Source organism: Pseudomonas sp. GD04019 (assembly GCF_029837695.1).
Taxonomy (GTDB): domain Bacteria; phylum Pseudomonadota; class Gammaproteobacteria; order Pseudomonadales; family Pseudomonadaceae; genus Aquipseudomonas.
In genome coordinates this window covers 115,751-135,027 of record NZ_JAOEEA010000002.1, presented here as the reverse complement: position 1 = coordinate 135,027, position 19,277 = coordinate 115,751, and the positions used below count along the sequence as shown (strand labels likewise).

General features: G+C 67.9%; 19 protein-coding genes. 9 read left to right on the top strand and 10 right to left on the bottom strand.

Features of this window, described 5'->3' with window-relative positions:
- Positions 1 to 53 precede the first annotated feature (53 nt).
- The 8 genes from N7607_RS03295 to N7607_RS03260 form a co-directional block, all read right to left on the bottom strand.
- Positions 54 to 1,289, bottom strand: a complete 1,236-nt coding sequence (locus tag N7607_RS03295) for an RNA polymerase sigma factor (RefSeq protein ID WP_279864440.1) — start codon at positions 1,287 to 1,289, stop codon at positions 54 to 56.
- A 101-nt stretch (positions 1,290 to 1,390) separates the two neighbouring features.
- Positions 1,391 to 2,098, bottom strand: coding sequence for a histidine utilization repressor (hutC, locus tag N7607_RS03290; protein ID WP_279864441.1), 708 nt, complete (start codon positions 2,096 to 2,098; stop codon positions 1,391 to 1,393).
- 157 nt (positions 2,099 to 2,255) lie between these two features.
- Positions 2,256 to 2,384, bottom strand: coding sequence for a hypothetical protein (locus N7607_RS03285; RefSeq protein WP_279864442.1), 129 nt, complete (start codon positions 2,382 to 2,384; stop codon positions 2,256 to 2,258).
- A gap of 65 nt (positions 2,385 to 2,449) precedes the next feature.
- On the bottom strand, positions 2,450 to 3,982 hold the full coding sequence (hutH, locus tag N7607_RS03280; protein WP_279864443.1) for a histidine ammonia-lyase: 1,533 nt from the start codon (positions 3,980 to 3,982) through the stop codon (positions 2,450 to 2,452).
- Between the two features lie 13 nt (positions 3,983 to 3,995).
- Positions 3,996 to 5,657, bottom strand: a complete 1,662-nt coding sequence (hutU, locus tag N7607_RS03275; protein WP_279864444.1) for a urocanate hydratase — start codon at positions 5,655 to 5,657, stop codon at positions 3,996 to 3,998.
- A 31-nt stretch (positions 5,658 to 5,688) separates the two neighbouring features.
- The gene (gene hutG, locus N7607_RS03270) at positions 5,689 to 6,639 is read right to left on the bottom strand and encodes a formimidoylglutamase (protein ID WP_279864445.1); all 951 of its coding nucleotides are present in this window, start codon (positions 6,637 to 6,639) and stop codon (positions 5,689 to 5,691) included.
- A complete protein-coding gene (gene hutI, locus N7607_RS03265; RefSeq protein ID WP_279864446.1) occupies positions 6,629 to 7,846 on the bottom strand; it encodes an imidazolonepropionase in 1,218 nt (405 codons plus the stop codon). The genes hutG and hutI overlap by 11 nt, the downstream gene beginning before the upstream one ends.
- A gap of 392 nt (positions 7,847 to 8,238) precedes the next feature.
- A complete protein-coding gene (locus N7607_RS03260; RefSeq protein ID WP_279864447.1) occupies positions 8,239 to 9,678 on the bottom strand; it encodes a sodium:solute symporter family protein in 1,440 nt (479 codons plus the stop codon).
- Positions 9,679 to 10,166: 488 nt separating this feature from the next.
- On the opposite strand from N7607_RS03260, the gene N7607_RS03255 reads away from it, so the two are divergent.
- From N7607_RS03255 to N7607_RS03245, 3 genes are all read left to right on the top strand, one after another.
- Positions 10,167 to 11,108: a lysylphosphatidylglycerol synthase domain-containing protein gene (locus N7607_RS03255; RefSeq protein ID WP_279864448.1), complete on the top strand. Its 942-nt coding sequence runs from the start codon at positions 10,167 to 10,169 to the stop codon at positions 11,106 to 11,108.
- An 18-nt stretch (positions 11,109 to 11,126) separates the two neighbouring features.
- On the top strand, positions 11,127 to 11,861 hold the full coding sequence (locus tag N7607_RS03250; protein WP_279864449.1) for a class I SAM-dependent methyltransferase: 735 nt from the start codon (positions 11,127 to 11,129) through the stop codon (positions 11,859 to 11,861).
- 134 nt (positions 11,862 to 11,995) lie between these two features.
- Positions 11,996 to 12,526: a hypothetical protein gene (locus N7607_RS03245; RefSeq protein WP_279864450.1), complete on the top strand. Its 531-nt coding sequence runs from the start codon at positions 11,996 to 11,998 to the stop codon at positions 12,524 to 12,526.
- Between the two features lie 42 nt (positions 12,527 to 12,568).
- Here the strand turns inward: N7607_RS03245 and N7607_RS03240 are convergent, their stop codons facing one another.
- Both N7607_RS03240 and N7607_RS03235 read right to left on the bottom strand, forming a co-directional pair.
- Positions 12,569 to 13,648 carry a fatty acid desaturase gene (locus N7607_RS03240; RefSeq protein ID WP_279864451.1) on the bottom strand — a complete coding sequence of 360 codons (1,080 nt, stop codon included), beginning with the start codon at positions 13,646 to 13,648 and terminating at the stop codon, positions 12,569 to 12,571.
- 9 nt (positions 13,649 to 13,657) lie between these two features.
- Positions 13,658 to 14,746: an iron-sulfur cluster-binding domain-containing protein gene (locus N7607_RS03235; protein ID WP_279864452.1), complete on the bottom strand. Its 1,089-nt coding sequence runs from the start codon at positions 14,744 to 14,746 to the stop codon at positions 13,658 to 13,660.
- A 142-nt stretch (positions 14,747 to 14,888) separates the two neighbouring features.
- Here N7607_RS03235 and fabR point away from each other — a divergent pair, with 142 nt between their 5' ends.
- The 6 genes from fabR (at position 14,889) to N7607_RS03205 (ending at position 19,098) form a co-directional block, all read left to right on the top strand.
- Positions 14,889 to 15,524: an HTH-type transcriptional repressor FabR gene (fabR, locus tag N7607_RS03230; protein ID WP_279864453.1), complete on the top strand. Its 636-nt coding sequence runs from the start codon at positions 14,889 to 14,891 to the stop codon at positions 15,522 to 15,524.
- Positions 15,525 to 15,677: 153 nt separating this feature from the next.
- Complete coding sequence (gene ureE / locus N7607_RS03225; RefSeq protein WP_279864454.1) at positions 15,678 to 16,178, top strand: urease accessory protein UreE; 501 nt, start codon at positions 15,678 to 15,680, stop codon at positions 16,176 to 16,178.
- Entirely contained in the window at positions 16,175 to 16,849 is a 675-nt protein-coding gene (locus N7607_RS03220; protein WP_279864455.1) for an urease accessory UreF family protein, read from the top strand. The genes ureE and N7607_RS03220 overlap by 4 nt, the downstream gene beginning before the upstream one ends.
- A 16-nt stretch (positions 16,850 to 16,865) precedes the next feature.
- Positions 16,866 to 17,480 carry an urease accessory protein UreG gene (gene ureG, locus N7607_RS03215; protein WP_192399525.1) on the top strand — a complete coding sequence of 205 codons (615 nt, stop codon included), beginning with the start codon at positions 16,866 to 16,868 and terminating at the stop codon, positions 17,478 to 17,480.
- An 82-nt stretch (positions 17,481 to 17,562) separates the two neighbouring features.
- Positions 17,563 to 18,135: a HupE/UreJ family protein gene (locus tag N7607_RS03210; protein ID WP_279864456.1), complete on the top strand. Its 573-nt coding sequence runs from the start codon at positions 17,563 to 17,565 to the stop codon at positions 18,133 to 18,135.
- Between the two features lie 69 nt (positions 18,136 to 18,204).
- On the top strand, positions 18,205 to 19,098 hold the full coding sequence (locus tag N7607_RS03205) for a hypothetical protein (RefSeq protein WP_279864457.1): 894 nt from the start codon (positions 18,205 to 18,207) through the stop codon (positions 19,096 to 19,098).
- The last annotated feature ends 179 nt before the right edge of the window (positions 19,099 to 19,277 follow it).

Here is a 19,277-nt window from a genome sequence, read left to right as displayed (position 1 = left end):
ATCCAGTGGTCGAGCGGCACATCGGCAATTCGACAGGGCCGCGAAAATATTTTTCAGGCCCCCGGCAGCTCGGCCAGGCGCCGTTCGAGAAACAAACGGTCAGCGCCCTGCTGGCTCAGCTGCAACGCACGCTGGTAAGCGCTGCGCGCCTCGCCCCAGCGACCCAGGCGACGATTGAGGTCGGCGCGGGCGGCGTGGGCCAGGTGGTAGTCGCCCAGCTCGCCGCGCTCGAGTATGGCCTCCACCTGGCGCAGGCCGGCTTCGGCGCCATCACGCATGGCCAGGGCCACGGCGCGGTTGAGTTCGATCACCGGCGACGGGGCGGCGCCGAGCAGCACGTCGTACAGGCCGACGATCTGCGCCCAGTCGGTGGCCTCCACGCTCGGCGCCTCGGCATGCACGGCGGCGATGGCGGCCTGCAGGCAGTAGGGGCCGATCTCGCCGGAGGCAAAGGCGGCCTGCACCTGCATCTCGCCCTCGGCGATCAGCGTGCGGTCCCACAGACTGCGGTCCTGCTCTTCCAGCAGCACCGGCTGGCCCTCGGCATCGCTGCGTGCGGCGCGGCGCGACTCCTGCAGCAGCATCAGCGCCAGCAGGCCGCGCACTTCGGCCTCGGGCAGCAGCTCGCAGAGCAGGCGGCCAAGGCGGATGGCCTCGGCGCACAGGTGCTGGCGGGTCAGCTCATCGCCGCTGCTGGCGAAATAGCCTTCGTTGAACACCAGGTATACCACCCGCAGCACCGCCTCCAGGCGCTCGGGCAGCTCGCCGCGGCCGGGCACCTCGTAGGGGATGCGCGCGTCGCGGATCTTGTTCTTGGCGCGCACGATGCGCTGGGCGATGGTCGGCGGCGTGGCCAGGAAGGCGCTGGCGATCTCCTCGGTAGTGAGGTCGCAGATTTCGCGCAGGGTCAGCGCCACCTGGGCGTCGGGCGCCAGGGCCGGGTGGCAGCAGGTGAAGATCAAGCGCAGGCGGTCGTCTTCCAGATGCTCGCCGTCCCAGGCCTCGCCGCCGGCGGGTTCCTCCACATCGTCGAGGGCCTGGAAGCGCACCTGGCGGCGCAGCTGGTCGATGGCCTTGAAGCGCCCGGCGGACACCAGCCAGGCGCGCGGATTGTCCGGCACGCCCTGCTCCGGCCACTGTTCCATGGCCGCGCGGAAGGCCTCGTGCAGGGCCTCCTCGGCCAGGTCGAAGTCGCCCAGCAGGCGAATCAGGGTGGCCAGCACCCGGCGCGACTCCTCACGGTACAGGCGCTCCAGCGCCAGCTCGAATTGCTTCGCTTGTCGATCCATCGTCTCGTCCGTTGGCACGGTAGACCCCAGAGCCTAACCACTGGGCGCGGGATAAGAAACCGGATCGACGGACGGTGGCTCAGCGAGGCGCCTGGGCCGCGTCAGCGGCGCATGCGCGAGCGCAGCTTGTAGCGCGCACCGGGGTGGATCAGGCGGGCATAGCTGATCAGGTGCTCGGCCGACCAGGTGCGGCGGATCATCGACAGGCACGGCGCGGCGGGGTCGATATCCAGCCAGGCGGCGGTCTGCGCGTCCACCAGCACCGCCTCGACCACGTGCTCGACATCGGCGATCGGGCAACTGGCGACCAGCACCTCGTTGGGCGTCTGCCGGGAGAAGTCGCACTCCAGGTAGTGCGGCACCCAGCGCGGGTTGACGTAGCGGTCCTCCAGCTGGATCGGCACGCCGTCCTCGCGGTGCACCAGGATGCTGTGGAACACCTGGGCGCCCAGGCGCAGACCGAGGCGCAAAGCCACCTCGTCGTCGGCCTCCACCGCCTCGCAGCGCAGCACGTCGTTGCTGTAGGCATGGCCACGGCCACGCACCTCCGCGGCGATGTTCAGCACCTCGTGCAGCGAGGACTCGGCCTTGCGGTCGGTGACGAAGGTACCGAGGCCGGCCTGGCGCACCAGGTAGCCCTTCTGCACCAGGTTGTTGATCGCCTTGTTGGCCGTCATGCGGCTGACGTCGAAGTCACGGGCCAACTGCTCTTCCGGGGGAATCTGATGGTTGACCGGGTAGGCGCCGCCATGGATGCGCTCGAGAAGGAAATCCTCGATCGCCTTGTAGCGCGGGGTGCTGCTGGTCACGGTGGCTCCTTGGAAATACCCGGTTGCGGCGGATGATAGCGGAGCCGACCTCCCCTCTCCCACTTGTGGGAGAGGGGCTGGGGGAGAGGGTACAGGCCCAGCCCTCTCCCCCAGCCCCTCTCCCGTAAACGGGAGAGGGAGCGGTCCGTGTGCCTTTTCAACCCAGCGACGGCAGCATCCCCGCCGGCAGCAATGGGGTCAGCACCTGGCGCTGCAGCAGCTCGTCCGCCGCGGCGATGTCCGGGGCGAAGAAGCATGTAGGGTGGATGACGCTCTGCTCATCCACCACTGACTCCACCCGGTGGATCGGTGAAGCGTGATCCACCCTACATGGCCGTGCAGGCTCCCGACCTACAGGGAGGGCAGCATCCCCGCCGGCAGTAACGGCGTCAGCACCTGGCGCTGCAGCAGCTCGTCCGCCGTGGCGATGTCCGGGGCGAAGAAGCGGTCCTCCACGTAGTAAGGCACCTCGGCACGCAGGGCCTGGCGCGCCTGTTCCAGGGCCGGCGAGCTGTGCAGGCCCTCGCGGAAGTCCAGGCCCTGGCAGGCACCCAGCCATTCCACGGCGAGCACGCCACGGGTGTTGGCGGCCATCTCCCACAGGCGCTTGCCGGCGTTCGGCGCCATGGACACGTGGTCTTCCTGGTTGGCCGAGGTGGGCAGGCTGTCGACGCTGTGCGGATGGGCCAGGGCCTTGTTGTCGCTGGCCAGGGCGGCGGCCGTGACCTGGGCGATCATGAAACCGGAGTTCACCCCGCCATTGGCCACCAGGAACGGCGGCAGCTGCGACATATGCTTGTCCATCATCAGCGAGATGCGTCGCTCGGACAGCGAGCCGATCTCGGCGATGGCCAGGGCGAGATTGTCGGCGGCCATGGCCACCGGCTCCGCGTGGAAGTTGCCGCCGGAGATCACGTCGCCCTCGGCGGCGAACACCAGCGGGTTATCCGACACGGCGTTAGCCTCCACCGCCAGCACCTCGGCGGCCTGGCGCAGCTGGGTCAGGCAGGCGCCCATCACCTGGGGCTGGCAGCGCAGCGAGTACGGGTCCTGCACCTTGTCGCAGGCGGCGTGGGAACGGCCGATCTCGCTGCTGGCGCCGAGCAGGTGACGATAGGCAGCGGCCGCGTCGATCTGTCCGCGCTGGCCGCGGGCGGCGTGGATGCGTGCATCGAAGGGCGCCCGCGAGCCGAGCATGGCCTCGACGCTCAGGGCGCCGCAGACGGTGGCGGCGGCGTACAGGTCCTCGGCCTCGAACAGGCCGCGCAGAGCATAGGCGCTGGACACCTGGGTGCCATTGAGCAGGGCCAGGCCCTCCTTGGCGGCCAGGGTCATGGGCTCCAGGCCGGCCACGGCCAGCGCCTCGGTGGCCGGCAGCCACTGGCCCTTGTGGCGTGCCTGGCTCTCGCCGAGCAGCACCAGCGACATATGCGCCAGCGGCGCCAGGTCACCGGAGGCGCCCACCGAGCCCTTGAGCGGGATATGCGGATAGACCTCGGCGTTGACCAGGGCGATCAGCGCGTCGATCACCTTGCGCCGGATGCCGGAGAAACCACGGGCCAGGCTGTTGATCTTGAGCAGCAGGATCAGCCGCACCATGGCGTCGTCCAGCGCCTCGCCGAGGCCGGCGGCATGCGACAGCACCAGCGAGCGCTGCAGCTTCTCCAGGTCGGCATTGGCGATGCGGGTCGAGGCCAGCAGGCCGAAACCGGTATTGATGCCGTAAGCGGTGCGGCCCTCGGCGATGATGTTCTCGACGCAGGCGACGCTGGTGTCGATGGCCGGATAAGCGCTGGCGTCCAGGGTCAGGTGCAGCGGCGCCTGGTAGGCGGCGCGCAGGTCGGCCAGGGTGAGGTGGCCGGGTTTCAGGTTCAGCGTGTTCATCAGGTGCTCTTCCTCAACCGATCATCGGCAGTTTAAGGCCCTGCTGGCGGGCGCAGTCGATGGCAACTTCATAACCGGCGTCGGCGTGACGCATCACCCCGGTGCCCGGGTCGTTGGTCAGTACACGGGCGATACGCGCCGCTGCTTCATCGGTGCCGTCGCAGACGATGACCATCCCCGAATGCTGGGAGAAGCCCATGCCCACGCCGCCGCCGTGGTGCAACGAAACCCAGGTGGCGCCGCTGGCGGTATTCAGCAGGGCGTTGAGCAGCGGCCAGTCGGACACGGCGTCGGAGCCGTCGCGCATGGCCTCGGTCTCGCGGTTGGGGCTGGCCACCGAGCCGGAGTCAAGGTGGTCGCGACCGATGACGATGGGCGCGGACAGCTCGCCCGAACGCACCATCTCGTTGAAGGCCAGGCCCAGCTTGGCGCGCTGGCCCAGGCCGACCCAGCAGATGCGCGCCGGCAGGCCCTGGAAGGCGATGCGCTCGCGGGCCATGTCCAGCCAGCGGTGCAGGTGGGCGTCGTCGGGGATCAGCTCCTTGACCTTGGCGTCGGTCTTGTAGATGTCCTCGGCGTTGCCGGACAGCGCGGCCCAGCGGAACGGGCCGATGCCGCGACAGAACAGCGGACGGATATAGGCCGGGACGAAGCCGGGGAAGTCGAAGGCATTAGCCACGCCCTCCTCCTTGGCCATCTGGCGGATGTTGTTGCCGTAGTCGAAGGTCGGCACGCCCATCTTCTGGAAGTCGAGCATGGCCTGCACATGCACGGCCATGGACTGTTTGGCCGCCTTGACCACCGCTTGCGGGTCGGTCTGCGCGCGGTCCTTGTACTGCGCCCAGCTCCAGCCGATCGGCAGGTAGCCGTTGAGCGGGTCGTGGGCGCTGGTCTGGTCGGTGACCATGTCCGGACGCACGCCGCGCTTGACCAGCTCCGGCAGGATCTCGGCGGCATTGCCCAGCAGGGCGATGGAGATCGCCTTGCCCTCGCGGGTGTACCTGGCGATGCGCACCAGGGCGTCGTTCAGATCCGTGGCTTGCTCATCCACGTAGCGGCTGCGCAGGCGGAAGTCGATGCTGCTCTGCTGGCACTCGATGTTCAGCGAGCAGGCGCCGGCCAGGGTGGCGGCCAACGGCTGGGCGCCGCCCATGCCGCCGAGGCCGGCGGTCAGTACCCACTTGCCGCTGAGGTTGCCGTTGTAGTGCTGGCGACCGGCCTCGACGAAGGTCTCGTAGGTGCCCTGGACGATGCCCTGGCTGCCGATGTAGATCCACGAACCGGCGGTCATCTGCCCGTACATCGCCAGGCCCTTGGCATCCAGCTCGTTGAAGTGCTCCCAGCTGGCCCAATGCGGCACCAGGTTGGAGTTGGCGATCAGCACACGCGGCGCGTTGCTGTGGGTCTTGAACACGCCGACCGGCTTGCCGGACTGCACCAGCAGGGTCTCGTCGTCGTTCAGGTTGGTCAGGCTCTCGACGATCTTGTCGTAGCACTCCCAGTTGCGCGCGGCGCGGCCGATGCCGCCATACACCACCAGCTCCTTGGGGTTCTCGGCCACCTCGGGGTCGAGGTTGTTCATCAGCATGCGCAGCGGCGCTTCGGTCAGCCAGCTCTTGGCGGTCAGCTGGTTGCCACGCGGGGCGCGGATCTCGATGTCGCGAAACTTGCTCATGGGGGCTCCTTGTTCTTGTTCGGCAATGGGCTCAGAGGCTGAGCAGGTGGATCAGGCGCGCCACCACGCGGGCGGTGCGGTTGTCGATGTCGTGTTGCGGGTTGAATTCGGCGAAGTCGATCAGGCGCAGCTTGCCGCTGCCCCTGATCCGTTCCAGCAGCGGTTCGAGCAGCGCCAGCGGCACGCCGCGGGCGGCCGGGGCGCTGACCCCGGGGGCTTCGCAGGCGGGCAGCACGTCGATATCGAGGGTCAGATAGAGGGCGTCGCAGCCGGCGATAAAGGCATCCAGCTCGGCGCCGATGGCTTCCAGGCTCGACTCGCGGATCTCGCGGTCCTCGCGCACCAGCACCTCCAGCTCGGTGGCACGCTGGAACAGCGCGCGGGTGTTACTGGCACGGCTGACGCCGAGGCAGGCGTAGCGGAACGGCCAGCCGCGCGCGGCGCTGGCCTCGGCGATTTGCGCGAAGGGCGTGCCGGAGGAATGCACATGGGCCGGATCGCGCAGGTCGAAGTGGGCATCGAAATTGATGATGCCGATCTTGGGGGCGGCCATCCGCGGAGCGGCCTCGCCGCCCAGATGCTCGGCCAGGCCGGACCAGCTGCCGAAGGCCACCTCGTGGCCGCCACCCAGCACCAGCGGCAGGTGGCCGGCGTCCAGCAGGGTGCAGACGCCACGCGCGAGGCGCGCCTGGGCCGCCTCCAGATCACCGTCCGCACAGACCACGTCGCCGGCATCGTAGGCTGGGCCCTGGCGATGCCAGGCCAGGTTGGCCAGGGCCTTGCGCAGCAGCGGCGGACCGCCGGCGGCGCCAATACGGCCGTGATTGCGGCGCACACCCTCGTCGCAGGCGAAGCCGAGCAGGGCCACGCCGGCCGGGCTGTCCGCCTGCAGCGGCTGGATGCGTTGGTGCCAGCGCGGGCTGTCCGGCTCGGGATCGGTACGGCCGGTCCAGGCCTCCATGGAGTGGCGGTCAGCGTGCATGGACTATGTCTCCGGCGAAGATGCGTTGGCGCAGGCGCCCCGGCTGCACGGCGTAAGCCAGCTCGGCGGGGTGGCGGATGTCCCACAGGCACAGGTCAGCCGGCCCGCCGACAGCGATGCGGCCCAGCTCGGGGCGACCGAGGGCGCGGGCGCCGTGGGCGGTCATGCCGGCCAGGGCCTCGCGCGGGGTGAGGCGGAACAGGGTGCAGGCCAGGTTGGCCAGCAGCGTGGGCATGCAGATCGGCGAGGTGCCGGGGTTGGCGTCGCTGGCCACGGCCATCGGCACTTGGTGCTGGCGCAGCAGCTCGATGGGCGGCAGCTGGGTCTCGCGCAGGCAATGGAAGGCGCCGGGCAACAGCACGGCCACCGTGCCGGCCTCGGCCATGGCGCGCACGCCGGCCTCGTCCAGGTATTCGATATGGTCGGCGGACAGCGCGCCGTAGCGCGCGGCCAGGGCACTGCCGCCGAGGTTGGAGAGCTGCTCGGCGTGGGCCTTGATGGCCAGGCCGTGCTCCTTGGCGGCCTGGAAGATGCGCTCGCACTGGGCCGGCGAGAAGCCGATGCCTTCGCAGAACACGTCCACCGCATCGGCCAGACCCTCGGCCGCGGCGAACGGGATCATCTCTTCGCAGACCAGGCGCACGTAGCCATCGGCATCGCCGGCGTATTCCGGCGGCAACGCGTGGGCGCCAAGCAGCGTGGTCAGTATCCGTATCGGGCGCAGCTCGCCGAGACGGCGGGCCACGCGCAGCATCTTCAGCTCATCGGCGACGGTCAGGCCGTAGCCGGACTTGATCTCCAGCGTGGTCACGCCATCGGCCAGCAGGACGTCCAGGCGCGGCAGGCTGGCGGCGATCAGTTCGTCCTCGCTGGCGGCGCGGGTGGCGCGCACCGTGCTGAGGATGCCGCCGCCGGCCTTGGCGATCTCGGCGTAGCTGACGCCCTCCAGGCGCTGCTCGAATTCGTCCGCGCGGTTACCGGCGTACACCAGGTGGGTGTGGCAGTCGACCAGGCCCGGCGTCATCACCCCGCCGCGCCCGGCCTCCTCGGCGCCAGCGACCAGGGCCTCGTCGAACTCGCGCTCGGGCCACAGGCCGGCAATACGCTCGCCCTCCACCAGCACGGCCATGGGCTCGGGCAGCTGCTGCAGGCCGTCGAACAAAATGACGTCGCGCCAGAGGCGGCGCGGCCGGGGAGACAAAGGCATCGGGTTTGTCCTCTCGCTTATATGTATATACATTTAAAGCCAGAGTCTTTCCCCGTCAAGCATTGCCACTGCCCAGCCTGTATTCGCAATGGTGCAGATTGGTTAAGGCAGGCGTCTGATGCCGGAAGGAATGGGGCCCGGGGGCAAATCGATAATTTGTATATACATTAAATCGAAGAGCGAGCGCTATGCCCTGCCGAACCATCGACCTGCAGACATTGCCCGCGACACCCTGAAGAACGGCGTCACTCGCCAACTGGCCATCGCACCGCGTGCCGCCGGACCATAGGGTTTCGCCTCGCGCGCCAGCTGCGCCCAGGTCGCAGATGTATCGCCGCGCCCTGAAACGCAAAACCCCGCCGGGCGGCGGGGTTTCGGTGAACGCGGCGGCCTTATTCGGGCTGGGCGATCAGGTCGGCGGCCGGGTTGCGATGCCACTGCGGCAGCAGCGAGCCGATCAGCATGCCGGCCAGGCTGAACAGCAGGCCGGCCAGCTGCGGCGGCCAGAAGGCCTCGTCGGTCAGGCTGTATTCCAGGTACAGCCAGGAGCTCAGGCCGGCGACGATGGCCAGCAGGGCGCCCTGGGTGGTGGCGCGCTTCCAGAACAGGCCGGCGAACAACGGCACCACGGCGGCGACCAGGGTCACCTTGTAGGCGTTGCCGACCATCTCGTAGATGCTGGCGTCGGAGTACAGGGCGAAGGTCAGGGTGGCGGCGGCGCAGAACAGGATGGTGATACGCATGGCCAGGAGGAACTGCTGGTCGCTCATCACCGGCAGGAAGCGCTTGAGCACGTTCTCGGTGAAGGTCACCGACGGCGCCAGCAGGGTGCCGGAGGCAGTGGACATGATCGCCGAGAGCAGCGCACCGAAGAACATGATCTGGGCGAACAGCGGAGTCTTCTCCAGGATCAGGTGCGGCAGGATCATCTGCGAATCCTCGGCCAGCCAGCGCTTGACCATCGCCGGGTCGATCATCGAGGCGGCGTAGGTGAGGAAGATCGGCAGCATGCAGAAGCACAGGTAGAAGGCGGCGCCGGCCATCGAGGCGCGGGCGGCGATGTTCTCGGTCTTGGCCGACATGACGCGGGCGTACACGTCCTGCTGCGGGATGGAGCCGAGCATCATGGTCACCGCGGCGCCGAGGAAGGCCACGATGTCCTTGGCGTCGAAGCTGTGGATGAAGGTGAACTTGCCTTCGCTGGCCGCCTGGGTGATGACCTTGTCGGCACCGCCGGCCATGTCACCGATCAGCCAGGTCAGGTAGACCAGGCCGACGACGATGATCAGCATCTGGAAGAAGTCGGTCAGCGCCACCGACCACATGCCGCCGAACAGGGTGTACAGCAGCACGATCACGGTGCCGATCAGCATGCCCTGGGTGGTGCTGATGGAGCCGTCGGAAAGCACGTTGAACACCACGCCGAGGGCGGTCAGCTGGGCGGCGATCCAGCCCAGGTAGGAGGCGATGATCACCAGGCTGAGAATCAGCTCGACGTTGCTGCCGTAGCGCTTCTTGAAGTAGTCGCCGATGGTCAGCAGGTTCATGCGGTACAGCGGGCGGGCGATGATCAGGCCGACCAGCATCAGGCAGCCGAAGGAGCCGAACGGGTCTTCGATGATCCCGGCGAAGCCTTCTTCGATGAAGGTGGCGGGAATGCCCAGTACGGCCTCCGAGCCGAACCAGGTGGCGAACACCATGGCCGCGACGATGGGGAAGCCCATGCTGCGTCCACCTGCAGCGAAATCCTTGGAGTTCTTGACCCGGGTGGCGGCATAGAAGCCGATACCGACGGTGACCAGCAGGTACAGCGCAACGAACCAGATCAGCATGTTTCCCGTTTCCAGAGGCATCGGCCCGCCACATGCTGCCCCGCAAGGTGGGGGGGCTGGGGACGGCGGACCACAGGTTTTTGTTATGTCCGCCAGGCTCGTTCGAGCGGCCTGATGGCACGGCCGCGCAGTCTCGCAAAAACGTAAAATATGTCAAACGAAAATGACGAAATACCTGCACATTCGTTTTGCAAACTCGCCTGTTGAATCTGATAAGAGCATGAGAAATCGCGATTTTCCCTAGAGTAATCCGCAGTCACAGTTTTATATTTTTGACACCCCAACACCTGCGCAGCCAGCGTCCCAGCGGCAGATCCAGCCGGTTCGTCTTGTAACAGCCGGTAACGCCCGCCGAGTACGCATGGCTTGAGCCCGGCCGCCGCCTTCGGGATACTGCACGCCGATTTGCGCACCGCCCGCCTGCCATACTGCGGATGCGCCCAGTGGCCAACGGATTGCCTTCAGATAGAGACGGGGAGCCATCGTCGATGATGAAAAGAAGCGACTGGATCTGGACCGTCATAGGTTTGGCCGCAGTCGTATTTTCCTGCTACCTGCTCTACAAGGAGATCCGCACGATCTCCCTGAACGAGCTGCAGGACAGCCTCAATGCCATCGCCGTGCACAACTGGCTGATGGCTGCCGGCGCCACCCTCGGCGCCTATGTCGCGCTGGCCTGGTACGACCGCATCGCCATTGCCCACCTGGGCAAGAAGATTTCCTGGTGGTTCATCACCCTCTGTTCCTTCACCACCTACGCCCTGGCCCACAACATCGGCGCCTCGGTGTTCTCCGGCGCCGTGGTGCGTTATCGGGCCTACACCAGCAAGGGCCTGGTGCCGTCGGAAATCGGCGTGCTGATCGTGTTCTGCTCCTTCACCTTCGCCCTCGGCGTGCTGCTCTCCGGCGGCGCCGTGCTGGTCTGCCAGCCCGATCTGATCAAGCGTGTCGCGGATGTCGGCCCCTGGCTCTCGGTGGCCATCGGCCTGTTCCTACTCGGCCTGGTGGCGCTCTACGTGCTGGGCTCCTGGCGCCATTTCAAGCCATGGAAGTGGGGCAAGCTGCATGTCGAATACCCGCGCCTGGGCATAGTCGGCCGACAGCTACTGGCCGGACCACTGGAGCTGGCCTGCGCGGCGGCGATCATCTATTTCGCCCTGCCGACAGAGGGCAACCCGGGCTATCTGGTGGTACTCGGCGTGTTCCTCGCCTCCTTCTCCCTGGCGCTGCTGTCCCACGCCCCCGGCGGCCTGGGCGTGCTGGAAGTGACCTTCCTCGCCGCCATGCCGGAGCTGCCGACCGCCGACGTGCTGGCCGCGCTGATCGTGTTCCGCGTGTTCTATCTGCTGCTGCCGTTCGCCCTGTCGGTGCTGGTGGTGCTCGGCTTCGAGTGGAACCAGTGGAATCAGAGGCGCCAGCGGCGCGATTGACGAGAACAGGGGCGAGGCATGAGCACGCACAGCATCGAGCGGATCTACCCGCCTGACCTCGACCCGGAAAACCCCAGCGACCAGACCACCTTGCGCATCCACCTGGAGCGCTACGAGTTCGCCGCCCGGCATCTGAGCGGCGACCGCGTGCTGGACATGGCCTGCGGCTGCGGGTACGGCACCGCCCTGCTGGCCGAACGGCACCCGGACAAGCAGGTAACCGGCGTGGACATCGACCCCGAGGCCATCGCCTACGCCCAGCGCCACTACCGCCTGCCCAACCTGCGCTACGTTTGCGCCGACGCCGAGCGCTTCGCGGCCGAGCCCGGCTTCGACAGCATCGTCAGCCTGGAGACCATCGAGCACCTGCCGCACCCGCCGCGCCTGATCGCCAACTACGCGCGGCTACTGGCCGCCGGCGGCCGGGTGATCGCCTCGGTGCCGATCACCCCGACCCTGGACGGCAATCCGCATCACCTGCACGACTTCAGTCGCCGTTCCTTCCTCGCCCTGTTCCGCCACCATCGCCTGCACCCGCATGCCCAGCACCTGGAGCAGATCCAGTGGTGGCAGTTCCGCGGCCTGTTCTCCCGTCGCCCCGACCACGCCAAGCAGCACCGCTCCGAGGGCGTGGGCAACGCGGTGCTGGATTACTACCGGCGGCACCCCACCTACCTGTTTTCCCGCCTGGCGGCGATGCTGCGCTACGGCTTCAGCAACCGTTACCTGACCTGCCTTTTCCTGGCCGAATAGCCCGGAACAGAGCGCTCCAGGCGTTACATTACTGACGTCGATGGGCACCATCAGGACGATCAACTTTTGTCTCGGCGGCGCGTGAGTACCATTTGCTCCGTAGCCACTTTCCAGCCCCTTCGAGGAGGCCCGAGATGAACAAACAACTGATTGCCAGCCTGATCCTGTCCACCCTGACCAGCGCCGCCTTTGCCCTGCCGGGTGACGAACAACCGCCCCTGACCGAACTGCAGCACATCAGCGCCCCGGCCACCGTTGCCGAGGGTGGTGCTGATCGTCTGATCGACAGCCGCGACGTAGCCGAGAACGGTGCCGAGCGCACCAAGGCCTTCCGCGTTGCCGAAGGTGGTGCCGACCGTCTGATCGATGGCCGCGATGTGGCCGAGAACGGTTCCGAGCGCACCAAGGCCTTCCGTGTTGCCGAAGGCGGTGCTGACCGCTTGATCGACAGCCGCGACGTTGCCGAGAACGGCTCCGAGCGCACCAAGGCCTTCCGTGTTGCCGAAGGTGGTGCTGACCGCCTGATCGATAGCCGCGACGTTGCCGAGAATGGCGCCGAGCGCACCAAGGCTTTCCGTGTTGCCGAAGGTGGTGCTGACCGCCTGATCGACAGCCGCGCAGTTGCCGAGAACGGCGCCGAGCGGGTCGGTCGTCAGACCGCCTGACGCAGGCAGTAGTATCCCGAAGCCCGGCTCCTGCCGGGCTTTTTATTGGGCGGCTGCAGCCGGCGGCAGGCGATAGATCCAGATGCGTTTGAGCACGGTGGCGAACTGCGCCGACAGGGTTCCGCTGTTATAGATCTGCCCGTAGCGCACGGCGATCTCACGCACCCGCGGCGCCAGCTCGGCATAGCGGCGCGCCGGCAGGTCGGGGAACAGGTGGTGCTCTATCTGGTGGCTGAGGTTGCCGGTGAGGATATGCAGCAGCTTGCCGCCCTCGAGGTTGCTGGAGCCGCGCAGCTGGCGCAGGTACCAGTGGCCGCGACTCTCGCCCGCCACCGACTCCTTGCTGAACACGGCGGCGCGCTCGGTGAAGTGGCCGCAGAAGATCACCAGGAAGGTCCACAGATTGCGCAGCAGATTGGCCAGCGCATTGCCGGCCAGCACGGCCAGGGCATTGGTGCCGATGGCCAACGCCAGCAGCGGGAACAGCAGGTAGTCCTTGCCCCACAGGCGCAGCAGCTTGGCGCCGAACTGGCGCAGCAGCGGGCGCACCTCGGCCCCGGTGATCCTGCCCTTGTACCACTTGTCCAGGCGCAGGTGCTGGATGGCCACGGCGTACTGGAACAGCAGCGCCTGCAGCGTCACCCACAGCGGCTGCCAGCGGTAGAACGGCTTCCAGCGCTGCTCGGGAAACAGCCGCACCACGCCATAGCCGACGTCGTCGTCCATGCCTATCACGTTGGTCCAGGTGTGGTGCACATGGTTGTGGGTGTGCCGCCAGAAATCGGCCGGGCCGACGATGTCCCACTCGTAGCGGCCCCCGGCCAGCTCCGGGTCGTTCATCCAGTCGTACTGGCCGTGCATCACGTTGTGGCCCAGCTCCATGTTCTCGAGGATCTTGCCCAGGCCCAGCAGCAGGCTGCCGAGCAGCCAGGTCGGCGGGAACCAGCCGAGCATCAGCAGCGCGCGGCCACTCCAGCAACAGAAACGCACCACCCCGCGCACTCGGCGGATATAGCGGGCGTCGGCCTCGCCCAGGTCGGCCAGGGTGCTGCGGCGCAGGCCGTCCAGCTCGGCGGCAAAGGCATCCAGTTCGGCGGCATTCAGTTCACGGTCGATTCGCATGACGCGCTCCTAGAGATCGAGTTGCACATCGCCCAGCGGGGCGCTGACGCACAGGCGGATCGGCTGGCCCGGCTCGGCGAAGGCTGCGCCGCTACGCAGGTCGCGTACCGCACCGGCCAGCAGGGTGCAGGTGCAGCTGGCACAGATGCCCTGGCGGCAGCCGTGGGCCGGGCGCAGGCCATGCTCTTCGGCCAGCTCCAGCAGGCTGCGACTGCTGTCGCCCAGCGCCGCGACACGGCTGCGGGCGAAGTCCAGACGCACCGCCTGGCCGGGCTCGCTGATCCGTTGCGGCGGGCTGAATGCCTCGACCTGCAGGGAACCGCCCCAGCTGTTGCGCACCGCCTCGACGAAGCCGGCCGGACCACAGGCCAGCAGGCCGAAGTCATTCATGCCGAGCAGCTGCCCGGCCTGGAAGCGCCCACTTAAGGGGTCACGCGGTGCGTCCTGGCCAGTCAGCATCCAGCGCACCTGCAGATTGGGGTGGCGCAGCATCAGCTGCTGCAGCTCCGCCTGGTAGGCGCGCTGCCCGGCCTCGCGCACGTAGTGCAGCAGCGTCACCGGCGCTGCATAGCCGCGCGCCAGCGCCTCGCGCAACAGGCCGAGCAACGCGGTGATGCCACTGCCGGCGGCCAGCAGAGCGACGCCGGCGCCCTGCTCCGGCCACTGCAGTTCGCCCTGGGCCTGGGCCAGCTCCAGCACCGCGCCAACCGGCAGATGGTCGAGCACGCGATTGGACAGCCGTCCACCCGGCTGGCGTCGAATACCCAGCTCGATCAGGCCACCGGCGCCCACGCGGGTCAGGCTGTAGCTGCGGCCGTGGCGCACGCCGTCCATCTCGAGATACAGCTGCACGTGCTGGCCGGCACGCCAGCCGCGGGCGTTGCCGTTGCAGCGCAGCTGCAGGGCGAGCAGGTCGTCGCTGACCCATTCGCGCCCCATCACCTGGGCAAACACTCGGTTCAACCGCCAGGCCGGATGCAGCCTGGCCAACACTGCATCCACTTCCGCCTCGCGCAGCCAGGCCCGTGCCGTCAGGGCGCGTAGCGGCCACAGCAGCGGCGTCAGCCAGCGCACGAGAAACAGCGGCAGGAGGGGCATCGCAGCAATTCCAGTGAACATATGTTCACAAATTCTGGCAGCCCGCCTCTTTATCAGTCAACACTTGTGCACTGAGTGTCATTCGACGCCGACAAAACGCATTTGCTAGAGTGCGCCGCAACCTCGCCATCGCCCGAACGTCATGTCGCCACGCGCCGAACAGAAACAGCAGACCCGCCAAGCCCTGATGGATGCCGCACTCAGCCTGATGGACAGCGGCCGCGGCTTCGGCAGCCTGAGCCTGCGCGAAGTCAGCCGCACCGCGGGCATCGTGCCGACCGGCTTCTACCGCCACTTCGACGACATGGACCAGCTCGGCCTGGCCCTGGTCGCCGAGGTCGACGCGACGTTCCGCAGCACCCTGCGCGAAGTGCGCCACAGCCAGTTCGAGATGGGCAGCATCATCGAGGCCAGCGCGCGCATCTTCCTCGACACGGTGAGCGCCAACCGCAACCAGTTCCTCTTTCTCGCCCGCGAGCAGTACGGTGGCTCGCAACCGGTGCGCCAGGCCATCGGCTGTCTGCGCCAGCAGATCACCGCCGATCTGGCCGCCGACCTCAAGCTGATGAACCGCACCCCGCACCTGGACGAGCCGGCGCTGGAGGTGGTCTCCGACCTAGTGGTGAAGACCGTGTTCGCCACCCTGCCGGAGCTGATCGACTCTCCCGACGAGTCGCTGCCCGCCCACCTCACCCCCGAAGCCAAGATGACCCAGCAACTGCGCTTCATCTTCATCGGCGCCAAAAGCTGGCTGGGCCTGGGCCAGGGTCGCGAATAAGCGCACCAATCAGGCTCACGCCCTACACTCGCGCACCACAATCGCGCACAGATAAGCCCCAACATCAGGCACCAAGCCGCCAGGCCTGGGGCCACGCCGGTTTGGCAAGGGCCTTGCTCTAGCGTCAGGACCATTCCTGGCCGGAAGCCCAACATGCTGGTGATCCATCACCGCCTCGAACCCCAGCCCTACTGGGACGAAGAACTGCACCTGACCTTCGACGCCCGCAGCAAGAGCCGCCTGCGCTGTTTCAGCGCGGCCGGCGAAGACGTCGGCCTGTTCCTCGAGCGCGGCCAGCCCGCCCTGCGCGATGGCGACTGCCTGCGCGCCGAGGACGGCCGCATCGTGCGGGTCTGCGCCCGTCCGGAAACCCTGCTGCACGTCACCTGCGCGTCGAGCTTCGAGCTGATGCGCGCGGCCTACCACCTGGGTAATCGCCACGTCGCCCTGCAGCTCGGCGATGGCTGGCTGCGCCTGCTCGACGACTATGTGCTCAAGGCCATGCTCGACCAGCTAGGCGCCATCACCTGTACGGTCGACGCACCGTTCCAGCCCGAGCAGGGCGCCTATGGCGGCGGCCATCACCATTCCCATGCCGGCGAGGCCGAGTTCAGCTACGCACCACGCCTGCACCAGTTCGGCATGCGCCCGTGAACAAGGCCTGGGCCCTGCTGCGTCTGGCCAGCCCGCAGCTGCCGATCGGTGGCTACAGCTATTCCCAGGGCCTGGAGATGGCCGTGGAGCGCGCGCTGGTTCGAGACGCCGCTAGCGCCCACCACTGGATCGCCGACCAGCTGCTGCTCAACCTGGCACGTTTCGAGGCACCGCTGCTGCTGGCCCACTGCCGCGCGGCGGTACACCCGGACTGGCCGCGATTGGCCGAACTCGCCGAGCAGCATCGCGCCAGCCGTGAGACCCGCGAGCTGGCCCTGGAAAGCCGGCAGATGGGCTATTCGCTGCGCCAACTGCTGGAAGGCCTGCCCGAGCTGGACCAGGAAGGCCGCAGCTTTCTCGCCAACCAGTCCGAGCTGGGTCTGGCCCCGGCCTGGGCCCTGGCCGCCCGCGCCTGGGCGATCGCCCCCGACGACGCCCTCGCCGCCTGGCTATGGGGCTGGCTGGAGAACCAGCTGGCGGTGCTGATGAAGACCCTGCCACTGGGCCAGCAGGCCGCCCAGCGCCTGACCTCCGAGCTGCTGCCGCTGCTGGAACAGGCCCAGCAGCAGGCCTCCACCCACGAACCCCAGCACTGGGGCAGCGCCGCCTTCGGCCTGGCCCTGGCCAGCATGGCGCACGAGCGCCAGTACAGCCGTCTCTTCCGCTCATGAGAAAAGGAAACCCTGCATGAACAGCCAACCCCTGCGCGTCGGCATCGGCGGCCCGGTCGGATCGGGCAAGACCGCCCTGACCCTGGCCCTGTGCCAGGCCCTGCGCGAGCGCTACAACATCGCCGTGGTCACCAACGACATCTACACCCAGGAAGACGCCCAGTTCCTGGTGCGTAACGAGGCCCTGGCGCCCGAACGCATCATCGGCGTGGAGACCGGCGGCTGCCCGCACACGGCGATCCGCGAGGACGCCTCGATCAACCTGGAGGCGGTCGACCAGCTCAACCGCCGCTTCCCGGGGCTCGACCTGATCATCGTCGAATCCGGCGGCGACAACCTGTCCGCCACCTTCAGCCCGGAACTCTCCGACCTGACCCTGTACGTGATCGACGTGTCTGCCGGCGACAAGCTGCCGCGCAAGGGCGGCCCGGGCATCTGCAAGTCCGACCTGCTGGTGATCAACAAGATCGACCTGGCGCCCATGGTCGGCGCCTCGCTGGAAGTGATGGACCGCGACGCCCGCAAGATGCGCGGCGACAAGCCCTTCGTGTTCAGCAACCAGAAGGTCGGCCAGGGTCTCGACGAGATCATCGCCTTCATCGAACGCCACGGCATGCTCAGCGCCGCCTAGGCCATGACTCCCTCTCCCCTCGGGAGAGGGCTGGGGTGAGGGACACCCCGCCAACGCCATGCCTTACCAGGAGTACTCATCAATGAATCTGCGCAAAACCCTGTTCGCCATCGCCCTGTTCCTCAGCCCTGCACTGGCCTTCGCCCATACCGGCCACGACCACTCCGGCCTGATGGCGGGCGTCGCCCACCCGATCACCGGCCTCGACCACCTCCTGGCGATGCTCGCCGTCGGCCTGTGGGCCGCGCAGCAAAGTGGCGCGGCACGCTGGGCGCTGCCAGGCACCTTCGTCGCCACCATGCTGCTCGGTGGCCTGCTCGGTTTCTCCGGGGTGGAAATCCCGCTGATGGAAACCGGCATCGCCGGCTCGGTGCTGGCCTTCGGTCTGCTGGTGGCAGTCGCCGCACGCCTGCCGATGGCCGTGTCGCTCGGCCTCACCGGCCTGTTCGCTCTGACCCACGGCGTGGCCCACGGTCTGGAACTGCCGGAGCTGGCCAGCCCCTGGGGCTATGCGATCGGCTTCGTCGCCGCTACCGCCGCCCTGCACGGCCTGGGCTACGCGGTCGTGCGTTATCTGCCGCGCGCCGCCGCGCCGCTGGTACGCCTGGCGGGCGCTGCTTCGGCGGGTGCCGGGGTCTGGCTGCTGGCCAGCTGAGAAGACGCTCACGGGCGTGCCCGGCACGCCCTTGCTAGACTGGCGGGGTCCATCTCCACGGTTCCCGCCATGCCTGTTCGTCCTCGCCGCGCGCTGATCGGCCTGCTGCTGTTGTGCTCCTCGATCGCCCACGGTGCGCAGCCGCAAGGCCTGGAAGTGACCTGGAACATGAGCCCCTGGCCGGGCCTGATCAACATGCAGGACGGCCGCCCCAGCGACGGCATCATCGTCGACCTGCTGCAGCAGATCATCCAGCGCCTGCCGCAATACCGCCACAGCTTCCGCCTGAACAACCTCACCCGCGGCCTCGAACAGCTCAAGCGCGAACCGCTGAGCTGCTTCCTACCAACCTTCCCCACGCCCGAGCGCGACCAGCACGGCTATTACGTCGGCCTGTTCGTCGCCATGCCGCACCAGCTGGTGGTGCGCACCGCCGACCTGCAGCGCTTCAGCCAGGGCCAGGACGAGGTGTCGATCCGCCAGCTGCTGCGCGACAACCAGCTGCGTGGCGGCTTGGTCCGCGACCGCAGCTACGGACCGATCCTCGACCCGCTGCTGCAGGCGCCCGAGGCCCTGCCGCAGCTGCAACGCATCCAGACCAGCAGCGCCGGTAGCAACCTCTACGGCATGCTCGAACACCATCGCATCGATTACCTGCTGGACTACGCCGAAGTGGTGCAGTACGTGCAGCGCCAGCAGGGCGTGGCCCAGGGCCTGAGCCTGCTGCCGCTGAGCGAGGCCAGCTCGCCCTACGTCAGCGGCATCTACTGCAGCAGGAACGCCGAGGGTGCCGAGCTGGTCCGCCAGCTCGACCGCATCGCCCGCCAGCCCGAGGTCATCGCCCTGTTCATCGAGGCGCAGAAGGCCTATATGCCGCCGCGCACCCTGGCCCACTACCAGCCGTGGCTGGATCGCTTCTTCGCCGAGCGACCGCACCAGGACCTGACCAACCTGCCGCGCTGATGGCTATTGGAGCCATCGAGACAATCAACGGGCCCGCGCGACGGGGCCGGCCTAATCTGGCGGCCAACCCAGAGCGGAGACGCCGCCATGCCCATCCACGCTTTCCTCTACGCCCTGCTGGCCTGCTACGCGGCCGGCGCCAGCGGCACCTGCCCGCAAGAACTCGCCTGACCAATCGG

Coding starts and splice junctions, on each gene's coding strand:
- N7607_RS03245 (WP_279864450.1), top strand. CDS start 11,996: ATGAACAAACAACTGATTGCCAGCCTGATCCTGTCCACCCTGACCAGC.
- hutH (WP_279864443.1), bottom strand. CDS start 3,982: ATGAACACGCTGAACCTGAAACCCGGCCACCTCACCCTGGCCGACCTG.
- N7607_RS03250 (WP_279864449.1), top strand. CDS start 11,127: ATGAGCACGCACAGCATCGAGCGGATCTACCCGCCTGACCTCGACCCG.
- ureG (WP_192399525.1), top strand. CDS start 16,866: ATGAACAGCCAACCCCTGCGCGTCGGCATCGGCGGCCCGGTCGGATCG.
- N7607_RS03260 (WP_279864447.1), bottom strand. CDS start 9,678: ATGCTGATCTGGTTCGTTGCGCTGTACCTGCTGGTCACCGTCGGTATC.
- N7607_RS03205 (WP_279864457.1), top strand. CDS start 18,205: ATGCCTGTTCGTCCTCGCCGCGCGCTGATCGGCCTGCTGCTGTTGTGC.
- ureE (WP_279864454.1), top strand. CDS start 15,678: ATGCTGGTGATCCATCACCGCCTCGAACCCCAGCCCTACTGGGACGAA.
- fabR (WP_279864453.1), top strand. CDS start 14,889: ATGTCGCCACGCGCCGAACAGAAACAGCAGACCCGCCAAGCCCTGATG.
- hutG (WP_279864445.1), bottom strand. CDS start 6,639: ATGCACGCTGACCGCCACTCCATGGAGGCCTGGACCGGCCGTACCGAT.
- N7607_RS03235 (WP_279864452.1), bottom strand. CDS start 14,746: ATGCCCCTCCTGCCGCTGTTTCTCGTGCGCTGGCTGACGCCGCTGCTG.
- N7607_RS03255 (WP_279864448.1), top strand. CDS start 10,167: ATGATGAAAAGAAGCGACTGGATCTGGACCGTCATAGGTTTGGCCGCA.
- N7607_RS03240 (WP_279864451.1), bottom strand. CDS start 13,648: ATGCGAATCGACCGTGAACTGAATGCCGCCGAACTGGATGCCTTTGCC.
- N7607_RS03295 (WP_279864440.1), bottom strand. CDS start 1,289: ATGGATCGACAAGCGAAGCAATTCGAGCTGGCGCTGGAGCGCCTGTAC.
- hutI (WP_279864446.1), bottom strand. CDS start 7,846: ATGCCTTTGTCTCCCCGGCCGCGCCGCCTCTGGCGCGACGTCATTTTG.
- N7607_RS03210 (WP_279864456.1), top strand. CDS start 17,563: ATGAATCTGCGCAAAACCCTGTTCGCCATCGCCCTGTTCCTCAGCCCT.
- hutU (WP_279864444.1), bottom strand. CDS start 5,657: ATGAGCAAGTTTCGCGACATCGAGATCCGCGCCCCGCGTGGCAACCAG.